Here is a 19910-nt window from a genome sequence, read left to right as displayed (position 1 = left end):
CGTCATGGCGCCATCGCAGCCCTGCGCCGCTGAGGGTGAGCCACGAACGCTGCGCGTGTGGGAGTGGGCGGTCGGAAGCCAGAGCCGCATCCGTTTGCGTGCGAGGGGGGTGGGCGGTGGCCCCCTTCAACCCTTGACCAGCGCATGTGGGAGCGGAAACTCTCGCGTGGCTGATCAGGGGGTTTCCGTGGGCAGTTATCCCCTGCCCCGGGGGTTGGGCATCCGTGCCGGGTAGGGTCACGGCACCAGGGAGAATCTGCCCGAGAGTCTGGACCGCGACATCCTGGAGCAAAGGATCATCTCTGCGCTCATGACGATCCGCGAAGCATTGGACTGCACGCTTCATGAAGCGATCGACATCTTCGCGCAGCGATACGAGGAGCTTCGTCGTGATCGTCCGGACTACTTCACTCTGAGGCGGGAGGACTACGGCCAGGGCTTCTACTCCTGATGAACTGCTGGCCGGTGCACGTAGTCGGCTGGGGGAGTGACGCCACCGCGACCGGTAGCCCTATCCCAGGTGCGGGGCGGCGCGGTGCTCCAGGAAGTGCCGGATACGCAGCCGTTGCGTGTGATGCATCGGAAGCGAATCGAGTTCTTCTGGCGCCACGAAGCGGAGTTCCGTGCTCTCGTCGGAGATGGCCAGGGTGCCGCCGACGACCCGGGCGGTGAAGCAGACGTTGAACTGCCGGCGTACCTCTCCGTCGCTGTACGCGATGACATGGCGGGGATCGGTGTATGTGCCGATGAGTCCCGTGATCTCGACGTCCAGGCCGGTCTCTTCCTTGACCTCTCGCACGGCCGCGCCGGGCAGGGAATCGTCCATGTCCATGGCTCCGCCCGGCAACGCCCACAAGTCGTTGTCCCGGCGCCGTTGGAGAAGTACGCGGCCGTCCTCATCGGTGACGACGGCAGAGGCTGCCACGACCAGGCTGTTCGGCCGGGGGGCATTGGGATCGTCGTAGTACTCGGTTCGGGCCACGGTGCTCAGCCTTCCACGGGGTGGGCCGTTTCCCATACGGCGTCGAAGCTCCCCGCGTAGGTGTCGAACATGCCCCCGTCGCCGTGGCGCCGGAGGTGCCACACGGGCGCACCGTAGGCGTTGACGCCCCACACGTGCGCGTTGACCAGCATCTGATCGTCGGCGCGGTACAGGCTGTTGTAGAGGGTCGTTCCATGGGTGCGCAGCTCGATTCCCGGTACGTCCGCGAGAGGCCGGTAATGCAGGAGCGCGAGTCGGCAGCGGGACTCGATGCCGTGGCCGAACTTCTCTTCCCGTCCGCGCTGCTGGACGTTGGGGTCGTCGGCGTCACCCACCGCGATGCGGATCGTGCAGCCTTCGTCGGCCCGTTCACGCAGGAGGTCGCTGAGGCGGGGGTATGCCTCGTGCAGGAAGACGGCCGCGTACACCAGCACGTCGATCCGCTGCCGCGCCTGGGAGAGGAGATCGACGAAGACCGACACGGGGAGATCCGCCCGCTGTCCGTACAGAGCGACGAGTTCGGGGCTGACAGCACGTGCGGCACGCGCCTGCCGCAGTGCCGGCCACAGGGCATGCACGTCTTCCCCGAGCGCTTCCGCTGCCGCCAGCGCCGTTGCCCGGCGCGGAGTACGCCCGAGATTGACCCACCGTTCCACGGACTTGGGGTCGACACCTGTGACGCCAGCCAAGGCCGCATGTGTCCAGCCACCTGCCTCCATGACGGTTCGAAGTCGCTCGTTGGACATGCTGCGCCCCTCGGATTTCGGACGTTCCCAGGGACGTTCTACACGTGGTAGGACGTCCCAAAGTGGGAAACGTACGAGGTTCCTTCGTCCTGACGACCGGCGCGACCATCGCGCCATGAGTGAGCCCACGCGATACAGCGCTACGCCTGTCGAACTGCCGCTGAACCTGGATCGGGAACCGGACCCTGTCGACGGGTGCGCGGGATGCATCGAGCTGGCCAACGTGCGCTCCCGCGCCCGTGCCGGGGGCGACATGGCCACGGTGTCCGACTGCAACGTCTTCATGCGGCGGCACCCCGAGGGGCACTGATGGTCACCGCAGAGGACATCGGGCGACGCGTGGAAGATGGCGCGGGACGGGTCGGCATCCTGCGCGACGTGATTCCGGACTACGAGGACCCCGCCGGCCTGCCGGGCGAGCGCCGGAAGCGCCCTACAGCGTTCCTGTGGCCAGAGGGCGGGGGCTGTGAGTGGCTGGTCCCGCCCGAGAGCGTGAAGCGCGCTTAGCGCGCTCTTTTCCAGGTGGGCCTATCCGCTACCTGCCCCAACGTGCTAGGTATGTGCACCCAGCTTGATCGTATGGACGATGAGTGGACCGTTCACGGACGTGCATCCCCTTCCGCGTGGCCGAACATCCAGTGTGCCTGACGTCGGACGGGTCCGGAGGAGCTCGGTCCGACGGCCTTTCGGCCGGTTTTTGTCGGCTCGAGGGCCCGGCGGCGCTTCCTAGACCTGGTCCTCCGCCAGTTCCGCGACGCCCGTGATGCGGTGCAGGGGGTACGTGCGGACCTCGTCCGCCGTGTGGTCGTAGCCCGTCACGAAGCCGCCCTCGACGCGGACGGGGGCGATCACGCGCTGGCTGGCGGCGCCCTCGGCGTTGACGTAGCCGATCCAGACGGCCGTGCCGGTCAGCGCGGCGGCCTGGACCGTGGCCAGGGTCTCGGCGGGGGAGGTGCGGGGCAGTTCGCCGGGGGCGCGGGGCGGGGCTCCGGCGGGCCCGGGGGTTTCCGGGCGTTCCTTGCGGACGGCCGTCGCGGCCAGGTCGCCCGCCCGGATCGCGCGGACCGCCGCGCCGAGCAGGGTCGCGTCGGGGGACGGCGGGCCGTCGGGGACGGGGGCGGGGGCGGTGCGGGCGCCGGTGCGGTACGCGTCGGCCCGGGTGATCAGGACGTCCCCGGCGGCGGACTCGGCGGCCGGGGCGTACCCCATCGATCGCAGCCCGTCGAGCAGCGCCGCCGGGTCCGTCTGCGCCGCGAGGACCGTCGGCGCGAGGCGGCGCAGCCGCAGGGACGCGGAGCGCTTGTCGGCCAGGATCTCGCCGAGGACGGTGTCGTCGTCGCACCGCACGTACGCGGACGCGGCGCCGATCCGGAGGTGGCCGTGCCTGCGCGCCACGTCGTCGATCAGATACGAGAGCGGCTGCGGCACCGGCGTCCGGGAGTGGGCGGTCAGGAAGTCGTGCAGGTCGGACGCGCCGCGCCCGGCGTCGAGCGCGCGCCGCACCGAGCCGGGCGTGAACCGGTAGACCGTCGCGCCGCCCTTCGACTCGACGTCCGCGAGCACGGAGAGCGTGTCGGCGAGCGCTCGACGCAGCGGGCCCGGCGCGACCGCGGTGAGGTCGGCCTGCAGGAGGACGTGGTCGACGGCCTCCGGGAGCAGCGGCGCCAGCAGCGTCGCCGCGCGCGAGGCGGCCACGGACAGCTCGACCCCGTGCTCGGCCACCGGCTCCGGCGCGGCCTCGGCGAGCGGCAGGTTGAGCAGGGCTCGCGCGGGCGAGGCGAGCGCCCCCCGTCCGGTGATCCCGAGCATCTCGGCCTCGGTGAGGGTCCAGTGCGCGAGGCGGGAGCGGAGGTCGCCGACGGAGCCGGTGGCGTTCGACGGAGCGGTCGCCCCCGCCGAGCCTCCCACGCCCCCCGCGCCCGCCGCGCTCGTCGTCCCCGCCGCGCCGCGCAGCGGGCGCTCCCACCGCAGCCGGGTCAGCAGCGCCTCCGGGTCCGCCGCCGCGCCCGGCGGCAGGGTCGCCTGCAGGGTGAGGACCCGGCGCCGCACCTCGGGCGCGGGGCCCCGGTCGAGGTCCGGGCCGAGCGCCGAGAGGGTGCGGCCCTTCGCGTCCTGGCCGCCGACCAGGCCCGCCGTCCTCGTCCCCATGAGCCATGCCGTGGCGAGCCGGGCCCAGCGCTCGGCGGGCGGCAGGTCGAGCCAGTCGTCGTACGCGGGCGTCGGCGCGTACCGCTCGTCCGCCTCGCCGTCCGAGGCGAGCAGCCCCGCTCCGTACGCCAGCTCCAGCCAGAACGCCGCGACCGGCTCGGTCACGTCGAGGGCGGCGGCGGTCCGCTTGAGGTCCCGTACGGACATCCCGCCCGCCCGGAGCACCGCAGGGCCGCCCTGGTCCCAGCTCTTCAGCAGCTCCTCGACCGTCGACAGCGCCGCGTACGCCTGCCCGGCCGCCGCGTTGTCCACAACCTGGGGACGGTATTCGCGCAGGACCGTGAGTTCGGGCGCGTCCGGCTCCGGCGCGCGGTGCGCCCGGCCGCCGCGCAGATGGAGCGCCGCCTCGCGGGGCAGCACGACCGTCCGCGGCGAGGCGGGCAGCAGCAGACCCCGGTCGCGCAGCCACCGCACCGGCGGCGCCGGGTTCGCCGTCACCTCGCCGTACGGCGGACCCCACACGAGCCGGTCGAGGACGGCGAGCGCCTCGGGCGGCGCGGTGTCGAGCAGCGCGCTCATCCGGTCCCGGTCGGTGAACAGGCCGGTGAGCGCCGCCACGGCCGAGACCGGGTCGTGCGTCGCGGGCAGCCCGGCGGCGGCGATGATCTCCTGGATCCGGCCCGGGGACATGCCGGCCGTCGCCTCCGAGACGGTCGGCCCGAGACCGGTCGGCGACGGGTGCTGCGCGGAGGGCGCGAGCAGCTCGCGGGCGGTCCGTACGAGCCGCAGCCGGTCGTCCTCGCCCCAGACCAGGGCCTGGTCCCGCAGCACCCGCATGGCACGCGGCAGGGCCTTCTCGATGCCCGGGTCGCCGTCGTCGCCGGAGAGCAGGGCGAGGAGCACGTCGTACGGAGCGGGGTCCGGGGCGACGGCGAGCGCCTCCGCGGTCTGCAGGGTGAACCGGTCGAGCCGTTCGAGCGCGCGGACCACGGAGCCGCGGGTGCCGGCCCGGGTGGCGAGCTGGGTCAGGTCGTTCGGCACCGGGGAGAGTAGATCCGGGCGGGCGCGCAGCAGCGCGGCGAGCCCCTCGTCGCCCCGCGCGCGCAGCGCCTCCGCGAGCGTGCGCGGCGCGGCGGCGGCGTCAGTTCCTCCGGGCACGTGCGCCTCCCGATCGAGCTCACCGATCCCCATCCGGACCACGTTAGCCCCTGCGCGGGCGCTAACGTCGGGGCGTACCGGCTGTGGAGGGGACTGTGGGGATCGAGAGCGACCAGTTGGTCTTCGACTATCTGAGCCGGGTGGGCGATCTGGCGCAGCGGCGTCAGCTGCCGTCGGGGGACCGGATGAGGCTCGTGTCGTCGCTGCGGGGCGAGATCGACCGCCGGCGTGCCACGTTCGGCCAGGAGAGTCCGGCGGCGATACGAAGCCTCCTCGACGAACTGGGCTCACCGGACGAGGTCGTGGACCGGGCGGCGGGCCTGCCGGCGCAGCAGGCCGGGGGAGGAGCCGGGGCAGCCACCGCCGGACGCCTGCGGAAGCGCAGACCACCGGTCCCGAAACCGCGCCCAGAGCCGGAGCCGGAATCCGGGCCCGGACTCGGCCGCGAGGCGTGGCCGACGCCTCCGCACCTGGCGGGCATGGACGAGATCGGTACGGCGGACACGGCCACGGACCCGGACTGGTGGCGCCTGGACGACCTCGACGCCGAGGAGCCGCTGCCGGGGGACGACCTGGTGCCCGGGTTCCGCGGCGGGGTGGAGATCCCGGACCTGCTGAAGCCGCCGCCGGGCGAGGACGACGAGGACGACGAGGACGCCTTCGACGAGACGGAGGAGGCCGAGGAGGAGGGAACGAAGCGCCCCCTGTGGCGCCGGGTCCTCCGCCCGCGACGCCCCGCGGAGGGGGAGGCGACCACCGGCTTCCGCCCCGGCAGCCCGGGCCTGGTCCTGGCCGCGCTCCTCCTCCTGGGCGGCGCGATCTTCGGCAACCTGATCGCCCTCGCCCTCGGCTGGCTCCTGGCCTACGCCTCACGCCGCCTCTCCCGTACGGAGAGCCAGTGGGCGGTCGTCATCCTCCCCGGCCTGGCGGCAGCGGCCGGCGTGGTCTGGCTCTGGGGCCGCGTGGAAGGCCGCTGGGGCACCCCGGTCGCCGAAGGCGGCGAGGCGATGGGCGCCGCGATCTCGGAAACCTGGCCCTGGACCCTGAAGGCGGCGGCGATCGCCTCGGCGGCCTACCTCCTCTGGCGGGCCCGCCGCCACTGACCCGGCCCGGGTCCGGGGCTCTGCACCGCGCCCACGGAGGTGGTGGCGGGCGCCCGGCGCGGAGCTATGCCCGGCACCCCCGCCGCGCCGACCCCGACTCCGTCACACCCGCTCCGTCACCGCTCCCCACGGCGCCCCCGGCACCACCAGTGGTGAGCCCGTCACCGGGTCCGGGACGACGACCGAGTCGAGGCCGAAGACGTCGCGGACCAGGTCCGCCGTGACGATCTGCGACGGCGGGCCCTCCGCCACGACCGCGCCCGACTTCATCGCGACCAGGTGGTCGGCGTAGCGGGCCGCCTGGTTCAGGTCGTGCAGGACGACGACGACCGTCCGGCCGCGGGTCACGTTCAGACGCCGCACCAGGTCGAGGACCTCGACCTGGTGGGCGATGTCCAGGTACGTCGTCGGCTCGTCGAGCAGCAGCAGCTCCGTCTCCTGCGCGAGGGCCATCGCGATCCAGACCCGCTGCCGCTGACCGCCCGACAGCTCGTCCACCGAACGGTCGGCCAACGTGGCGACGTCCGTCGAGGCCATCGCCTCCACGACCGCCCGCTCGTCCTCCTCCGACCACTGCTTCCACCACGCCTGGTGCGGCTGCCGCCCCCGCGACACCAGGTCGGCGACCGTGATCGCCTCCGGTGCGACCGGCGTCTGCGGCAGCAAGCCGATCGACTGCGCGATCCGCTTCGTCGGCAGCTTCGCGAGCGACTCCCCGTCGAGCAGCACCGCCCCGCCCGCCGGCTTCAGGAGCCGCCCGAGCGCCCGCAGCGTCGTCGACTTCCCGCACGCGTTCGGGCCGACGATCACGGTCACCTTGCCGTCCGGTACGGCGAGGTCCAGCTCCTTCACGACCGTGCGGTCCTCGTACGCGAGCGTCAGCTCACGCGCGGTCAGCCGGCTCACGATGTCGTTCCTCCTACGCTTCGGCTCCGGATGATGAGCCAGATCAGGTACGGGGCGCCCACCGCCGCCGTCAGGACGCCCACGGGCAGTTCCACCGGTGCGAACAGGCGACGGCCCAGAAGGTCCGCGAGGACCACCACGAACGCGCCCGTCAGCGCCGAGGACAGCAGCGGGATCTGGGCGATGGGGGTCCCCCCTGCTCGAGCGGAGCCGAGAGCTTGGGGGAGCGTCATCCGCCGGGCGATCTGCGGCGCGAGCAGCGCCACGAAGTCCACCGGCCCCGCCACCCCCGTCGCCACCGACGCGAGGACGACGCCCACCACGACCAGGCCCAGCCGGACCCGCCCCAGCGAGACGCCCAGCGCCGTCGCCGTGTCGTCGTCCAGGGACACCGTGCGCTGGGCCCGCGCCGCCCACAGGATCGCGGGGAGCAGCAGGAGCAGCGTCCAGCGGATCGGGGCCGCCTCGTCCCAGCCGCGCCCGTTGAGCGAGCCGGTCATCCAGACCTGGGCCTGCTGGGCGACCAGGTAGTCGCCCTTGGTCATGAACAGGGTGATCAGCGACCGCAGCGCGATGGCGAAGCCGATCCCGATGAGCACGAACCGCGTCGCGTGCAGCCCGCCGCGCCAGGCGACGACGTACACCAGCGCCGCGGCCGCGATCCCGCCGGCGATCGAGAGGTAGGGCAGGACGGTGTACGAGGTGAGGCCGAACGTCATCGCGCCGACCGTCACCGCGCCCGCGCCCTGGCTGATGCCGATGATGTCGGGGCTGGCGAGCGGGTTGCGGGCGACGGTCTGGATGAGGGCGCCCGCGATCCCGAACGCGGCGCCGACCATCAGCCCGACCGCGAGCCGCGGCATCCGCAGCTCCTCGACGACGAACGCGGACCGGGAGTCCTGCCCGACGAGCACCTTCAGGACCTCGCCCGGTGCCACGAACTTCTCGCCTACGCAGAGGTAGGCGACCGCGACGGCCGCCAGCAGCACCGCGAGGCCCACGGCGACGGCCGCCGAGCGCCGGTGCAGCAGGAACGAGCCGCGCCCGGCGCGCACGACCCCGTATCCCGAAGGAACCACCGCCGTCATGCCGGCACCGCCTTCCGGCGTACGAGCGTCACCAGGAACGGCACCCCGATGAGCGCCGTCATCACCCCTGCGGGCACCTCGCCCGGCGGGAAGAGCACCCGGCCGATCACATCCGCCACCAGCAGCATCACGGGCCCCACGAGCGCCGCCATCGGCAGCACCCAGCGGTGGTCGCCGCCCACGATCGCGCGGGCGATGTGCGGGACCGCGAGGCCGACGAACGCGATCGGTCCGGCCGCCGCGACCGCCGCGCCGGTCAGCACGGTAGCCCCGACACCGCCCACGATCCGTACCGTCGCGACCCGCTGGCCGAGCCCCTTCGCCACGTCCTCGCCGAGCGCGAGCGCGTCCAGGCCCCGGGCGACGCAGAGCACGAGCACCGCGCCGAGCAGCAGGAAGGGCCAGATCTGGCCGACGACCTCGGCGTCCCGCCCGTCGAGTGAGCCGATCTGCCAGAACCGGAACTCGTCGAGCGCCGAGGCCCGGGTGGTGAGCACCCCGGTCGTCACGGAGAGCAGCAGCGCGTTGATCGCGGCGCCGCCCAGCGCGAGCTTTACCGGGGTCGCCCCGCCGCGCCCGCTGGAGGCGATCGCGTACACCGCGACCGAGGCGAGCGCGGCGCCGACGAAGGCGAAGCCCACGTACCCGGAGAGCGAGTGCACGCCCGCGAAGGCGATCGCGAGGACCACGCCCACCGAGGCGCCCTGGCTGATGCCGAGGATGCCGGGGTCGGCGATCGGGTTGCGGGTGATGCCCTGCAGGGCCGTGCCGGCCAGCGCGAGCGCGGCGCCGACCATGAGGCCGATGAGCGTCCTCGGCACCCGCATCTGCCGTACGACCTCGGCGTCGGCGCTCGTCCCGCCGTGCAGCAGCGCGTCGAGCACCGTGGACGGCGCGATGGCCCGGGCGCCCACGGCAAGGCTCAGCAGGACGGCGACGAGGAGCGCGGCGACGGCGACGGCGACGGCCAGAACCCGTCTGGAGCGGAAGGCGGCGGTCATCGAGGCCCATCAGGAGGTGCGAGGTGCGAGCGAGCCCTGCCCGGGGAGGGCGCGGCTTCAGTGGTTCGGCGGTTCAGCGGTGGTTGAGCGGCTCAGCAGCTCAGCAGCTCAGCGGCTCAGTCTAAGCAGCAGCCCGAAGCCCGATTCGAACGTGTGGGCACAATGTCCTCCATGGCTACCCCTGGCATCCCCACCGTCGGCTTCGACCTCGACATGACCCTGATCGACTCCCGCCCCGGCATCAAGGCCACCTACCAGGCCTTCTCCGCGCAGGTCGGGGTGGCGATCGACGCCGACCTCGCCGTGTCGCGGCTCGGCCCGCCGCTGGAGCACGAGCTGGCGCACTGGTTCCCCGCGGCGGAGATCCCGGAGCGGGTCACCCAGTACCGCGCGCTCTACCCGACGTACGCGATCGAGCCCTCGCTCGCGCTGCCCGGTGCCAGGGATGCGATTCAAGCCGTTCGTGAGGTGGGCGGCCGGGCCATCGTCGTCACGGCCAAGAACGAGCCGCACGCCAAGCTGCACCTCTCCCACCTCGGCATCGACCCCGACGCCGTCATCGGCGGGCTCTGGGCCGAGGGGAAGGCCGAGGCCCTGCGCGAGTTCGGCGCGGGGGTGTACGTCGGCGACCACACCGGCGACGTGCGCGGCGCGGCGCACGCGGGCGCCCTGTCGGTGGCCGTGGCCACCGGACCCTGCGACGCGAACGAGCTGCGTGCGGCCGGCGCGGACGTCGTCCTGACCGATCTGACGGAGTTCCGTGCCTGGTGGGAGGCGTACCGGGGCTGACCGGGGAGTGAGGGGGAACCCGCCCCCGGGCTAGCTGCCGGCCGCGCCCGCCGCCTTCGCCTGGCGGCGCTGGGCGGCGATCGAGCGCAGCACACCGGCGCCCGCCACGAGGAATCCGACGCCCATCAGCATGCACACGCCGTACGCGATCGGCGGGAACGGGTCGGTGCCGAGGAAGAGCGGCGCGACCGTGACCAGGGTGGCCACCGCACCGATGATGAAGACGATCGCACCGGCGCGGACGAGACCGTCACCGGGCGCGCGGTCGTCCGAGGGGGCCGCGGGGGTTTCACTACGCATTCGGCCAGGGTAGTTCCCAGGCCGTATGAACAAACCGGCGACGTCTTGTCACCAGCCGGAAGCCCATTAGCCTTGGTCCCGGCGGGTCCGCAGACCCGCCGTACTGCTATCTCAGAGCCGGATTCCCGGCGCATTCCCATCGAGTACGAGGACGAGGACAGACGTGCCTACCGGCAAGGTCAAATGGTTCAACAGCGAGAAGGGCTTCGGCTTTCTCTCCCGGGACGACGGCGGCGACGTCTTCGTCCACTCGTCGGTGCTCCCTGCCGGAGTCGACGCCCTCAAGCCGGGGCAGCGTGTGGAGTTCGGGGTGGTCGCGGGCCAGCGCGGCGACCAGGCGCTCTCCGTGACGGTCCTCGATCCGACCCCTTCCGTCGCCGCGGCGCAGCGCCGTAAGCCCGACGAACTGGCGTCCATCGTCCAGGACCTGACGACGCTCCTGGAGAACATCACGCCCATGCTGGAGCGGGGCCGCTACCCCGACAAGGCACAGGGAGCGAAGATCGCGGGCCTCCTGCGCGCGGTCGCGGACCAGCTCGACGTCTAGGAACCCCCGCCAGGGGAGCGGCCAGGACCCCGTCAGGGGAACGACAGCGCGTCCGGGCCGAGGGGCGGCACCAGCCCCTCGGCCGCCGCGCGCGTGAGCAGGCCGCGCACGGCCGCGTAGCCGGCCTCGCCTAGATCGGCCGTGAACTCGTTGACGTAGAGCCCGATGTGCTGATCGGCCACCTTCGGGTCCATCTCCTGCGCGTGCTCGCGTACGTACGGCCGGGAGACCTCCGGGTCGTCCCAGGCCATCCGGACCGACGCACGGGCCGCGTCGGCGAGGCTCCGGAGCACGTCGGGGCCGAGCGAGCGGCGGGCGATGATCGCGCCGAGCGGGATCGGGAGGCCGGTGGTGTCCTCCCAGTGCGCGCCCATGTCGGCGAGGGCGTGCAGACCGTAGTTCTGGTACGTGAACCGGGCCTCGTGGATGACGAGCCCCGCGTCGACCTTCCCGTCCCGCACGGCGGGCATGATCTCGTGGAACGGCATGACGACGACGTCGCCGACCTCGCCCGTCACGACGTCCGCCGCCCACAGCCGGAACAGCAGGTACGCGGTCGAGCGCTCGCTCGGCACCGCGACCGTCTTCCCGGTGAGGTCCACGCCCGGCTCCCGGGTCAGCACCAGCGGGCCGCAGCCGCGCCCGAGCGCGCCGCCGCAGGGCAGCAGGGCGTACTCGTCGAGGACCCACGGCAGGACGGCGTACGAGACCTTCAGGACGTCGTAGTCGCCCGTGCCGCGCTCCGCCCAGCCGTTGGTGAGGTCGATGTCGGCGAAGGTCACGTCGAGGCGCGGCGCGCCGGGGACGCGGCCGTGGGCCCAGGCGTCGAAGACGAAGGTGTCGTTCGGGCAGGGCGAGTACGCGATCTTCAGCTTGGGGGTCATCGGAGGGGCTCCACGAGGACGGAGTGGCTGAGCAGCTGGAACGTGCACCGCAGCGCCTCCAGGGCCTCGCCGATGCGCCAGGCGGCGCGGTCGCGGGGGCCGACGGCGTTGGAGACCGCCCGGATCTCGACGACGGGCACGCCGTGGGCGGCGGCGGCCTCGGCCACGCCGAAGCCCTCCATCGCCTCGGCGGCGGCGCCGGGGTGGAGGGCGGCGAGCTCGGCGGCGCGCCCGGCGGTGCCGGTGACGGTGGAGACGGTCAGGACCGGGGCGACGGTGTGCGGCGGCCGGCCCGGCTCGCCGGGCGCGAGGGCGCCGGAGACGCGCCGGGTGAGGGCCTGGGCGACCGGGTGGGAGGACCGCCCGAAGCCGAGTTCCTCGACGGTCAGATAGCCGTCGGGAGTCCGCGCGCCCAGGTCGGCGGCGACGATCGCGTCGGAGACGACGACGGAGCCGATCGGCGCGAGGGGCTGGAACCCGCCGGCGATCCCGGCGGAGACGACGAGCCCGTACGGCTCGCCCGTGCTCGCCGCCGTCGCGAGCGCGGTGGCGGTGGCGGCGGCGACCGAGGCGGGCCCGACACCGCCGACGAGGACGTCGACGACGGCCCCCGCCGGGTGGCGCCGACGGCGGAGCGCGTACCCGCCGGGGAGCGCCGGGTCGAGCGGTCCGGGTCCTGGCCGTGGCCCGGGAACCGGTCCGGATTCCGGGTGCGGCCCGGGTTCCGGGCCGCCGAAGGGAAGGCCGCGTACGACGGAGTCCGCCTCCGCCGCCACGGCCGTCACGATCAGGGTCCGGAGGGTCACCGGAGGATCAGGAGTCCTTCTTCAGCTCGAAGTGCCAGATGCCGGTCAGCTTCTTGCCGTCGTTCTCGACGATGGTGACCTGGGTCTGGTCGGTCGCCTCGCCGGTCTGGGAGGAGAAGAAGGCGCTGGCCGGGATGGTCCGGTACGTCTTCTTGTACGGCTCCGGCTCGGCGTTCTGGCCGCCGAGGAAGATGGTCCAGCCGTTCTCCGCGATCGACGGGTCGACGCCGAAGCGGACCTTGTCGTCCGTGGCGACCGTGATGGACTTCTCGGCCTTCCGGTTGAGGCACTCCTGGATCTGCGACTCCTTGATGGCGTCGCCGTCGTTGTAGCAGGCGGCCTCGGAGTGGATCGACTTGGTCCCCACCGTCAGCGTCGCGAGCGGAGTCGGCTTTTCGCCGCAGGCGGTGAGGGTGAGGAGCCCGACGGAGACGGCCCCGAGGGCGGCGGCGGCCCGGCGGCGCGAGCCGGTGAAGAACGCTACGGTCATGGCCCGAAGGCTATCGGGCCCACCGAACTCCGCCACGCGGGGGTGCGGCGCGCCGCGTTTTCCGCCCCAAGGGAGGGCGACGAGCGCACACCGGGCCGCCGCCTCACGCATCCGCGCCCGGCCCGGGACGCCGCGTCTCACGTATCCGCGCCCGGCCCGGGCCCGGGGGCAGGCGGCCCCGCTTCCGTCTCGGGGCCCGCCCCCGCCTCCGCCGTCTTCCGGGGCTCCGTCCTCGCCGCTGTCACGAGGCCGCGGACCGCGAGCAGCGCGCCCAGGCCCAGGATGCCCGCGGCCACCGACATGCCCACCGGGCCGCTCAGCGGCAGCGAGATGCCGATCGCGCCGCCCACCACCCACGACATCTGCAGCAGGGTCTCCGAACGGGCGAACGCCGAGGTCCGCACCACCTCCGGCACGTCCCGCTGGATCAGCGCGTCGAGGGACAGCTTCGACAGGGCCTGCGTCAGGCCCGCCACCGCGCCCAGCACGGCGACCATCAGCCCGCTGAAGAAGACCGCCGCGAGGATCGCCGCCCCGCACACCGTCATGATCATCGTGGCGATGATCACCTCCGGCGCGTGCCCGCGCTCCTTCAGGAGCGAGCCGACCGCCGTCCCGCACGCGTTGCCCACCCCCGCCGCCACCGCCACCATCGCGAGCGACACCGCCGCGCTCTGCCCGGAGAGCGGGTGCTCGCGCAGCAGGAACGCCAGGAAGAAGATCAGGAACCCGGAGAGCATCCGCTGCGCCGCGTTCGCCTGGAGCCCGTGCAGCACCGAGGGGCCCACCGTCCGCAGGCTCGGTTTCTTCTCGCCGTGGGTCAGCAGGTGCGCCCGCCGTTCACCCTTCGCCGAGTCGACCTTGTGCGGCATCCGGAACGCCCAGTACCCGCCGAGCAGGAACAGCGCGCACGCCCCGTACAGCGGGTACGGCGGCCCGATCTGCTGGAGCCCCGCGCCGATCGGCGCCGCGATCCCGGTCGCGAGCAAGCCCGCGAGGGTGACCCGGGAGTTCGCCTTGACCAGCGAGAACCCGTGCGGCAGGAGCCGGGGCACGACCGCGCTGCGGACGACTCCGTACGCCTTCGACGCCACCAGGACGCCCAGCGCCGCCGGGTACAGCTCCAGGCCGCCGGTGGCCACCGCGCCCGACATGGTGATCGCGAGGACGGCCCGGGCCCACATCGCCGCCGCCATCGCGGCGCGCCGCCCGTGCGGCAGCCGGTCCAGGATCGGGCCGACCACGGGGGCCAGCAGGGTGAACGGGAGCATCGTGATGCCCAGGTACAGCGCGACCCGGCCGCGGGCCTCGTCCGTCGGCACGGAGAAGAACACCGTGGAGGCGAGCGCGACCGTGATCATGACATCGCCGGCCCCGTTCACGGCGTGCAGCTCGATCAGTTTCCCGAGCCCCGACTCGCCCGCGCCGTGCGCGTGGGTCGCCTTGCGGATCCCGCGCGCCGTGCCGGTGAACGGCAGATGAAGGGCGCGCCCGACCGTCCGGCCCACTCGGCGGAGCGGCCCGGCAAGATCGTGGGATCGTGCGGACGACCGTGCGGCTGCCACTCCGTCATAGTGCCCCACGCCCCTGACTTGTGAACCGTGGCACGGCGGTCGGCGGTCCACGATCCGGGCCACTTGGGGCGGGCAGGTGGGCGGCGGGCGGCGGAGGGGGTAGCGTGCGTAGCGCGCCACCGGCGGAAGATCTCGGCCGCGCGCCTCTTCGGCATCCCGCAGAATGGATGACGATAGGTGTGCCCGAGAGACGCGAGACGAGGTCGGGCGCGGACGTCGATGCGGCCCTCTGGTCCGCTCCGCCCGCCGCCCGGGGCTCTTCGCTCCCGCTCCTCGGCCGGCGCACCCGTGAGACGGCGTAGGAGAGAAGCGAGACCTGTGAGTGCTGCGACGACGCGAAGCCGTACCCCGCGTACCCCGCGTACCCCCGACCGCCTGTGCGCCGAGGCGGTAGACCTGGCGAGGGAGGCCGCCGAAGAGGCCGCCGCCCCCGGCATCGTCGGTGCCCATGTGGAGACCGTCGCCGAGGGCGACCGGGTCGTCACGCACTTCTTCGAGTGCAAGGAGCCCGGCTACCGGGGCTGGCGCTGGGCCGTGACGGTCACCCGGGCCTCCCGGGCAAAGAACGTCACCCTTGACGAAACCGTCCTGCTGCCCGGCTCCGACGCGCTCCTCGCCCCCGAGTGGGTGCCGTGGAGCGAGCGGCTCCGGCCGGGCGACATGGGCCCGGGGGACCTGCTGCCGACGGAGCAGGACGACCTGCGGCTCGAACCCGGGTACTCGGGCGAGGACGCGCCGCCGCCGAACTCGCCGGTCTCGGACGAGATGGTGGACCACCTCGACGTCGAGGACGCCGAGATCACCTCCCGTACGCCGTCCCGTGGCGCGATCTCGTCGGTCGCCGAGGAACTCGGCATGCGGCGCGCGCGGGTGCTTTCGCGGTACGGGCTGCACGTGGCGGCGGACCGCTGGGACGAGGCGTTCGGGGCGAAGACCCCGATGGCGCAGGCCGCGCCCGCGGCGTGCGACACCTGCGCGTTCCTGGTGCCGCTGGCCGGCTCCCTGAAGCAGGCGTTCGGCGTCTGCGCGAACGAGTTCTCGCCGGCCGACGGGCGCGTGGTGTCGCTCTCGTACGGCTGCGGCGGGCACTCGGAGGCGGCGATCATGCCGAAGCCGCCGCGTCCGGCGCCGCCGGTCCTGGACTCGATGGGCGCCGACGCGTTCCCGCTCCGGCCGGCGAAGGACTCCGGCTCGACGACGGAACCGGACGGCACGTCCGAGGACCTCGGCCACTCGTAGCCTCCGGGGCGCCACCCAGGGACGCCTCCGGTTGGCGCCGTCCGGTGACCCCTGCCCGCGCGCGGCCCAGGGACCCTTTCACGGGCGCCACCCACTGACGGCGCCCCCGCGAGACACCGCTCACCTGGGGCGATTACGGACAGCCGGGGCGGGAAGGCGCACGGGCCGAGGGTCACGTCCACGTGGGCGGGCCCACAGGGAGGCGCGGCGCGTCGGCACCCGGGCGCGCGGTACCTTCGGGCACCCGGCATCATCCCGCCCGCAGAGTGGAGTCAGACGTGAGCGTCAGCGTCAGGACGTCGACCGACGGAGCCGACCCCTTCGGCACCGCCCGGCTGCGGAGAGGCGTGCTCGATGCCTGGGGGGCCGGGCCGGCCCGGTTCCGGGAGGACGCCAACGCAGAGGAGGACCTCGCCCTCGGCGGCTACCGCGACCGTCTCGTCGTCGAGCTCGCCCAGAACGCCGCCGACGCCGCCCACCGCGCGGGTGTCACCGGACGGCTCCGGCTCACGCTCCACGACGCGGGACCGGACGCGCCCGCCGTCCTCGCCGCCGCCAACACCGGCGCCCCGCTCGACGCGACCGGCGTCGAGTCGCTCTCCACCCTCCGCGCCTCCGCCAAGCGGAGCGAGTACGACACGAACGCCGTCGGCCGCTTCGGCGTCGGCTTCGCCGCCGTCCTCGCCGTCTCCGACGAGCCCGCTGTCCTCGGCCGGCACGGCGGCGTCCGCTGGTCCCTCGCGGAGGCCCGCGAACTGGCCGCCGACGCCGCCCGGCACAGCCCCGGTCTCGGGGACGAACTGCGCCGCCGCGACGGCCACGTACCGCTGCTGCGCCTCCCCCTGCCCGCCGAGGGCACCGCCCCCGACGGTTACGACACCGTCGTCGTCCTCCCGCTCCGGGACTCCGCCGCCGTCGGTCTCGCCACGCGGCTCCTCGCCTCCATCGACGACGCGCTGCTGCTCACCCTCCCCGGTCTCGCCGAGGTCGTCGTCGACACCCCGGAGGGGGTCAGGACGCTGCGCCGCTCCGAGGCGGACGGCTACGTCCACATCGACGACTCCGCGACCGGCACCCACCGCTGGCGGACCGTCACCCAGGGCGGACCCCTCGACCCCGCGCTCCTGAAGGGCCGGCCGGTCGAGGAGCGGCTGCGTCCGCACTGGTCGGTGACCTGGGCCGCGCCCGTGGACGCCGAGGGCGCCCCGCTGTTCCCCCGTACCGCGCCGGTCGTGCACGCCCCCACGCCCACCGACGAGCCGCTCGGGCTGCCCGCCCTGCTCATCGCCTCCCTCCCGCTGGACACCGCACGGCGCCACCCGGCCCCCGGCCCGCTCACCGACTTCCTGGTCGAGCGCGCCGCCGAGGCGTACGCCGAACTCCTCGCCGACTGGCAGCCGGTGGGGACCGCCACCATCGACCTCGTGCCCGGGCCGCTCGGCAAGGGCACCCTCGACGGGGCGCTGCGCGAGGCGATCCTCCAGCGGCTGCCGCGCGTCGCGTTCCTGGCGCCCGAGGCGCCCTCGGAGGAGGTGCCCGCGCTGCGGGCGGTCGAGGCGGAGGTCGTGGAGGGCGCGGGGCACGAGACCGTCGCCGTCCTCGCGGAGGTCTTCCCGACCCTGCTGCCCGCCGGTCTCGAACGGCGGGTGGAGCTGCGCACGCTGGGCGTCGGCCGGGTCCCGCTGACCGAGGCGATCGACCGGCTCGCCGGGGTGGACCGGGCGCCGTCGTGGTGGTGGCGTCTTTACGACTCGCTGGCCGGCGTGGACCCCGACCGGCTCACCGGACTTCCCGTGCCCCTGGCCGTCCCCGCCGACGCCCCCGAGGACGCCAGGATCCGTACGACCATCGGCCCCCGGCACGTCCTGCTGCCCCAGGAGGGCACCTCCGCCGACCTCACCCGCCTCGGTCTCAAGGTCGCCCACCCGGACGCCGCCCACCCTCTTCTGGAGAAGCTGGGCGCGCTCCCGGCCACGCCCCGCGCGGTCCTGACGACCCCCCAGGTGCGGGCGGCGGTCGCCGGTTCGCTCGACGCGGGGGAGATCTGGGACGAGGACGCGGACGCGCTGGACGCCGACGAGCTGGCCGAGACGGTGCTCGCGCTCGTCCGGGACGCGGAGCTGAAGCCGGGCGACGAGCCGTGGCTCGGCGCGCTCGCCCTCCCGGACGAGGACGGGGAGCTGGCGCCCGCCGGTGAACTGGTCCTGCCCGGCAGCCCCTTCGCCGCCGTGATGCGCGAGGACGAACTCGCCCTCTGCGACGCCGAGCTGGCCGAGCGCTGGGGCGAGCAGCCGCTCGCCGCGTGCGGGGTGCTCGCCGGCTTCGCCCTGGTCCGGGCCACCGACCTGGTCCTCGACCCGGACGAGCTGGAGCCCCGCGACGGGGACTTCGCCGAGCCCGACGACGCCGGGCTGCTCGACGCCGTCGACGTCTGGTGCGAGGACGTCCTCGACCGCCTCGTGGAGACGCCGGTGCCGCCGGTGGCGACCGAGATCGTGGCCGTACGGGACCTGGACCTGGTCGACGACGACGCCTGGCCGCAGGCGCTCGCGCTGCTCGCCCAGCCGCCGCTGCGGGACGCGCTCACCCAGCCCGTACGGGTCCTGATGCCGGACGGCACGACCGAGACCGTGCGGTCGTACACCGCCTGGTGGCTGCGCGACCACCCGGTCCTGGACGGCCGCCGCCCGGCCGGTCTGCGGGCCGCGGGCACGGACCCGCTCCTGATCGGCCTGTACGACTCCGCCGACGCGACCGGCTTCGAGGACGAGCAGGTCCTGCGGGCCCTGGGCGTCCGCACCTCGGTGCCGGCGCTCCTCGACGAGCCGGGCGGCGCCGCCGAACTCCTCGGCCGGCTGGCCGACCCGGACCGGGAGGTCTCGGGCGCCCAGCTCCACGCCCTCTACACGGCCCTCGCCGACCTGGACCCCGAGCAGGTCACCCTCCCCGACGAGCTGCGCGCGGTCGTGGACGGCGAACTCGTCGTGGTCGACGCGGCCGAGGCCCTGGTCGCCGACGCCCCCGACCTGCTGCCCCTGGCGGGCGGCCTGCCCCTGCTCCCGGTCGCCCCGTCCCGCGCGGCGGAGCTCGCGGAGCTGTTCCAGGTCCGGCGGCTGAGCGAGTCCGTCGAGGCGGAGGTGACGACGGTCGGCGAGGAGCACGAGGTCCCGGCCTCGGTCCACGCCCTCCTCGGCCCGTCGACCCCGGACGCGTACGTCGAGCACGAGGAGCTCCGCGCGGCGGGCGTCGAACTGGACTGGCGCCGGACCCCGGACGGCACGATCCACGCCGCCACCCTGGAGGGCGTCGCCGCAGGCCTCGCCTGGGCGGCGGGCCAGTGGCCCCGCCGCTTCGAGGTGGCGGCCCTCCTGGAGGACCCGTCGAGGACGGCGGAGCTGGCGAGGGACCGGTGGTTCGACTAGAGCCCGTCCGTCAGGCCCGTCAGGCCCCTCAGGCCCTTCAGCGGACGACGTCGAGGATCTGCTTCTGCAGGCCGTTGGCGTAGACCTCGTGCTCGACGAGCTTCAGCTGCTGGGTGTCCTTGTCGGTGGTGCTGAAGAGGCGCTTGCCCGCGCCGAGCAGGAGCGGGAAGACGAGCAGGTGGTAGCGGTCGATCAGGCCGGCGTCCGAGAGGGCCTGGTTGAGGGTCGCGCTGCCGTGGACGATGATCGGGCCGCCCTCGGTCTCCTTGAGGGCGGCGACCTCGTCGAGCGAGCGCAGGATGGTGGTCTCGCTCCAGTTGGTGACGAGGTCGTCGTCGGTGAGGGTGGTGGAGACGACGTACTTCGGCATCACCTTGTAGTCGGCGAACTCCGCCATGTCGGGCCACACCCCGCTGAAGGCCTCGTAGCTGGTCCGGCCGAGGAGGATCGCGGTGGCCTCCTTCTGCTCGTCGCCCTTGAGGGCGTAGGCCTCGGGGACGAAGTCGATGTCCTTGAACGTCCATCCGGAGTTGCGGTAGCCGGGCTCGCCGCCGGGGCCCTCCACGACGCCGTCGAGGGAGATGAAGGCGGAGCTGATCAGGGTGCGCATGGTGGGTTCCTCGGTGTCTCGTGGCCGGTCGGCTGAAGGAGCTGCTGTCTCTGACGTGGTGCCTGAACTGCCTGTGTGAACTGTCTATCTGAATGACTGTCGGTGTGGGCGAAACTC

General features: G+C 73.8%; 19 protein-coding genes. 7 read left to right on the top strand and 12 right to left on the bottom strand.

Features of this window, described 5'->3' with window-relative positions:
• The first annotated feature begins 310 nt into the window (after positions 1–310).
• Positions 311–451, top strand: coding sequence for a hypothetical protein (locus ACF09C_RS25735; protein ID WP_392094683.1), 141 nt, complete (start codon positions 311–313; stop codon positions 449–451).
• A 60-nt stretch (positions 452–511) separates the two neighbouring features.
• Here ACF09C_RS25735 and ACF09C_RS25730 read toward each other — a convergent pair whose 3' ends face one another.
• A complete protein-coding gene (locus ACF09C_RS25730; RefSeq protein WP_392094681.1) occupies positions 512–982 on the bottom strand; it encodes an NUDIX domain-containing protein in 471 nt (156 codons plus the stop codon).
• A 5-nt stretch (positions 983–987) separates the two neighbouring features.
• Positions 988–1728, bottom strand: coding sequence for a helix-turn-helix domain-containing protein (locus ACF09C_RS25725; RefSeq protein ID WP_392094679.1), 741 nt, complete (start codon positions 1726–1728; stop codon positions 988–990).
• A 115-nt stretch (positions 1729–1843) separates the two neighbouring features.
• Between ACF09C_RS25725 and ACF09C_RS25720 the strand changes: the two genes are divergently transcribed.
• Complete coding sequence (locus tag ACF09C_RS25720; RefSeq protein WP_031132883.1) at positions 1844–2038, top strand: hypothetical protein; 195 nt, start codon at positions 1844–1846, stop codon at positions 2036–2038.
• Positions 2039–2454: 416 nt separating this feature from the next.
• Here the strand turns inward: ACF09C_RS25720 and ACF09C_RS25715 are convergent, their stop codons facing one another.
• Complete coding sequence (locus ACF09C_RS25715) at positions 2455–5067, bottom strand: helicase-associated domain-containing protein (protein WP_392094678.1); 2613 nt, start codon at positions 5065–5067, stop codon at positions 2455–2457.
• Positions 5068–5129: 62 nt separating this feature from the next.
• Between ACF09C_RS25715 and ACF09C_RS25710 the strand changes: the two genes are divergently transcribed.
• The gene (locus tag ACF09C_RS25710) at positions 5130–6137 is read left to right on the top strand and encodes a hypothetical protein (RefSeq protein ID WP_392094676.1); all 1008 of its coding nucleotides are present in this window, start codon (positions 5130–5132) and stop codon (positions 6135–6137) included.
• 102 nt (positions 6138–6239) lie between these two features.
• On the opposite strand, the gene ACF09C_RS25705 is transcribed toward ACF09C_RS25710, so the two are convergent.
• From ACF09C_RS25705 to ACF09C_RS25695, 3 genes are read right to left on the bottom strand one after another with little or no spacing between them, the layout of a single operon-like run.
• A complete protein-coding gene (locus tag ACF09C_RS25705) occupies positions 6240–7043 on the bottom strand; it encodes an ABC transporter ATP-binding protein (RefSeq protein ID WP_392094674.1) in 804 nt (267 codons plus the stop codon).
• Positions 7040–8131: a FecCD family ABC transporter permease gene (locus ACF09C_RS25700; RefSeq protein WP_392094672.1), complete on the bottom strand. Its 1092-nt coding sequence runs from the start codon at positions 8129–8131 to the stop codon at positions 7040–7042. The genes ACF09C_RS25705 and ACF09C_RS25700 overlap by 4 nt, the downstream gene beginning before the upstream one ends.
• A complete protein-coding gene (locus ACF09C_RS25695; protein ID WP_392094671.1) occupies positions 8128–9132 on the bottom strand; it encodes a FecCD family ABC transporter permease in 1005 nt (334 codons plus the stop codon). The genes ACF09C_RS25700 and ACF09C_RS25695 overlap by 4 nt, the downstream gene beginning before the upstream one ends.
• A 162-nt stretch (positions 9133–9294) precedes the next feature.
• On the opposite strand from ACF09C_RS25695, the gene ACF09C_RS25690 reads away from it, so the two are divergent.
• A complete protein-coding gene (locus ACF09C_RS25690) occupies positions 9295–9921 on the top strand; it encodes an HAD family hydrolase (RefSeq protein WP_392094669.1) in 627 nt (208 codons plus the stop codon).
• Between the two features lie 30 nt (positions 9922–9951).
• Here the strand turns inward: ACF09C_RS25690 and ACF09C_RS25685 are convergent, their stop codons facing one another.
• A complete protein-coding gene (locus tag ACF09C_RS25685; RefSeq protein ID WP_392094667.1) occupies positions 9952–10221 on the bottom strand; it encodes a hypothetical protein in 270 nt (89 codons plus the stop codon).
• Between the two features lie 163 nt (positions 10222–10384).
• Between ACF09C_RS25685 and ACF09C_RS25680 the strand changes: the two genes are divergently transcribed.
• Positions 10385–10768: a cold-shock protein gene (locus ACF09C_RS25680; RefSeq protein WP_308354918.1), complete on the top strand. Its 384-nt coding sequence runs from the start codon at positions 10385–10387 to the stop codon at positions 10766–10768.
• 32 nt (positions 10769–10800) lie between these two features.
• Here the strand turns inward: ACF09C_RS25680 and ACF09C_RS25675 are convergent, their stop codons facing one another.
• From ACF09C_RS25675 to ACF09C_RS25660, 4 genes are all read right to left on the bottom strand, one after another.
• Positions 10801–11652 (bottom strand): 1,4-dihydroxy-6-naphthoate synthase, encoded by an 852-nt coding sequence (locus ACF09C_RS25675; protein ID WP_392094665.1) that lies wholly within the window; start codon positions 11650–11652, stop codon positions 10801–10803.
• Entirely contained in the window at positions 11649–12458 is an 810-nt protein-coding gene (locus ACF09C_RS25670) for a futalosine hydrolase (RefSeq protein ID WP_392094663.1), read from the bottom strand. The genes ACF09C_RS25675 and ACF09C_RS25670 overlap by 4 nt, the downstream gene beginning before the upstream one ends.
• Positions 12459–12465: 7 nt before the next feature.
• Positions 12466–12948, bottom strand: coding sequence for a DUF2771 domain-containing protein (locus ACF09C_RS25665; protein WP_362411493.1), 483 nt, complete (start codon positions 12946–12948; stop codon positions 12466–12468).
• 137 nt (positions 12949–13085) lie between these two features.
• Positions 13086–14513, bottom strand: a complete 1428-nt coding sequence (locus ACF09C_RS25660) for an MFS transporter (RefSeq protein ID WP_392094661.1) — start codon at positions 14511–14513, stop codon at positions 13086–13088.
• Positions 14514–14840: 327 nt separating this feature from the next.
• Between ACF09C_RS25660 and ACF09C_RS25655 the strand changes: the two genes are divergently transcribed.
• Both ACF09C_RS25655 and ACF09C_RS25650 read left to right on the top strand, forming a co-directional pair.
• The gene (locus ACF09C_RS25655; protein ID WP_392094660.1) at positions 14841–15761 is read left to right on the top strand and encodes a DUF3027 domain-containing protein; all 921 of its coding nucleotides are present in this window, start codon (positions 14841–14843) and stop codon (positions 15759–15761) included.
• Positions 15762–16027: 266 nt separating this feature from the next.
• Positions 16028–19183, top strand: coding sequence for a sacsin N-terminal ATP-binding-like domain-containing protein (locus tag ACF09C_RS25650; RefSeq protein ID WP_392094658.1), 3156 nt, complete (start codon positions 16028–16030; stop codon positions 19181–19183).
• A gap of 37 nt (positions 19184–19220) precedes the next feature.
• On the opposite strand, the gene ACF09C_RS25645 is transcribed toward ACF09C_RS25650, so the two are convergent.
• Complete coding sequence (locus ACF09C_RS25645; RefSeq protein ID WP_392094656.1) at positions 19221–19793, bottom strand: dihydrofolate reductase family protein; 573 nt, start codon at positions 19791–19793, stop codon at positions 19221–19223.
• Positions 19794–19910 lie beyond the last annotated feature (117 nt).

This window comes from Streptomyces sp. NPDC014870 (genome assembly GCF_043081505.1).
Taxonomy (GTDB): Bacteria; Actinomycetota; Actinomycetes; order Streptomycetales; family Streptomycetaceae; genus Streptomyces.
This window is presented reverse-complemented; position numbering and strand designations above follow the sequence as displayed.

What these genes read in the sequence shown, in the direction of transcription:
- ACF09C_RS25735 (WP_392094683.1), top strand. Translation starts at nt 311, where the DNA reads ATGACGATCCGCGAAGCATTGGACTGCACGCTTCATGAAGCGATCGAC.
- ACF09C_RS25725 (WP_392094679.1), bottom strand. Translation starts at nt 1,728, where the DNA reads ATGTCCAACGAGCGACTTCGAACCGTCATGGAGGCAGGTGGCTGGACA.
- ACF09C_RS25720 (WP_031132883.1), top strand. Translation starts at nt 1,844, where the DNA reads ATGAGTGAGCCCACGCGATACAGCGCTACGCCTGTCGAACTGCCGCTG.
- ACF09C_RS25715 (WP_392094678.1), bottom strand. Translation starts at nt 5,067, where the DNA reads ATGGGGATCGGTGAGCTCGATCGGGAGGCGCACGTGCCCGGAGGAACT.
- ACF09C_RS25700 (WP_392094672.1), bottom strand. Translation starts at nt 8,131, where the DNA reads ATGACGGCGGTGGTTCCTTCGGGATACGGGGTCGTGCGCGCCGGGCGC.
- ACF09C_RS25695 (WP_392094671.1), bottom strand. Translation starts at nt 9,132, where the DNA reads ATGACCGCCGCCTTCCGCTCCAGACGGGTTCTGGCCGTCGCCGTCGCC.
- ACF09C_RS25690 (WP_392094669.1), top strand. Translation starts at nt 9,295, where the DNA reads ATGTCCTCCATGGCTACCCCTGGCATCCCCACCGTCGGCTTCGACCTC.
- ACF09C_RS25685 (WP_392094667.1), bottom strand. Translation starts at nt 10,221, where the DNA reads ATGCGTAGTGAAACCCCCGCGGCCCCCTCGGACGACCGCGCGCCCGGT.
- ACF09C_RS25675 (WP_392094665.1), bottom strand. Translation starts at nt 11,652, where the DNA reads ATGACCCCCAAGCTGAAGATCGCGTACTCGCCCTGCCCGAACGACACC.
- ACF09C_RS25665 (WP_362411493.1), bottom strand. Translation starts at nt 12,948, where the DNA reads ATGACCGTAGCGTTCTTCACCGGCTCGCGCCGCCGGGCCGCCGCCGCC.
- ACF09C_RS25645 (WP_392094656.1), bottom strand. Translation starts at nt 19,793, where the DNA reads ATGCGCACCCTGATCAGCTCCGCCTTCATCTCCCTCGACGGCGTCGTG.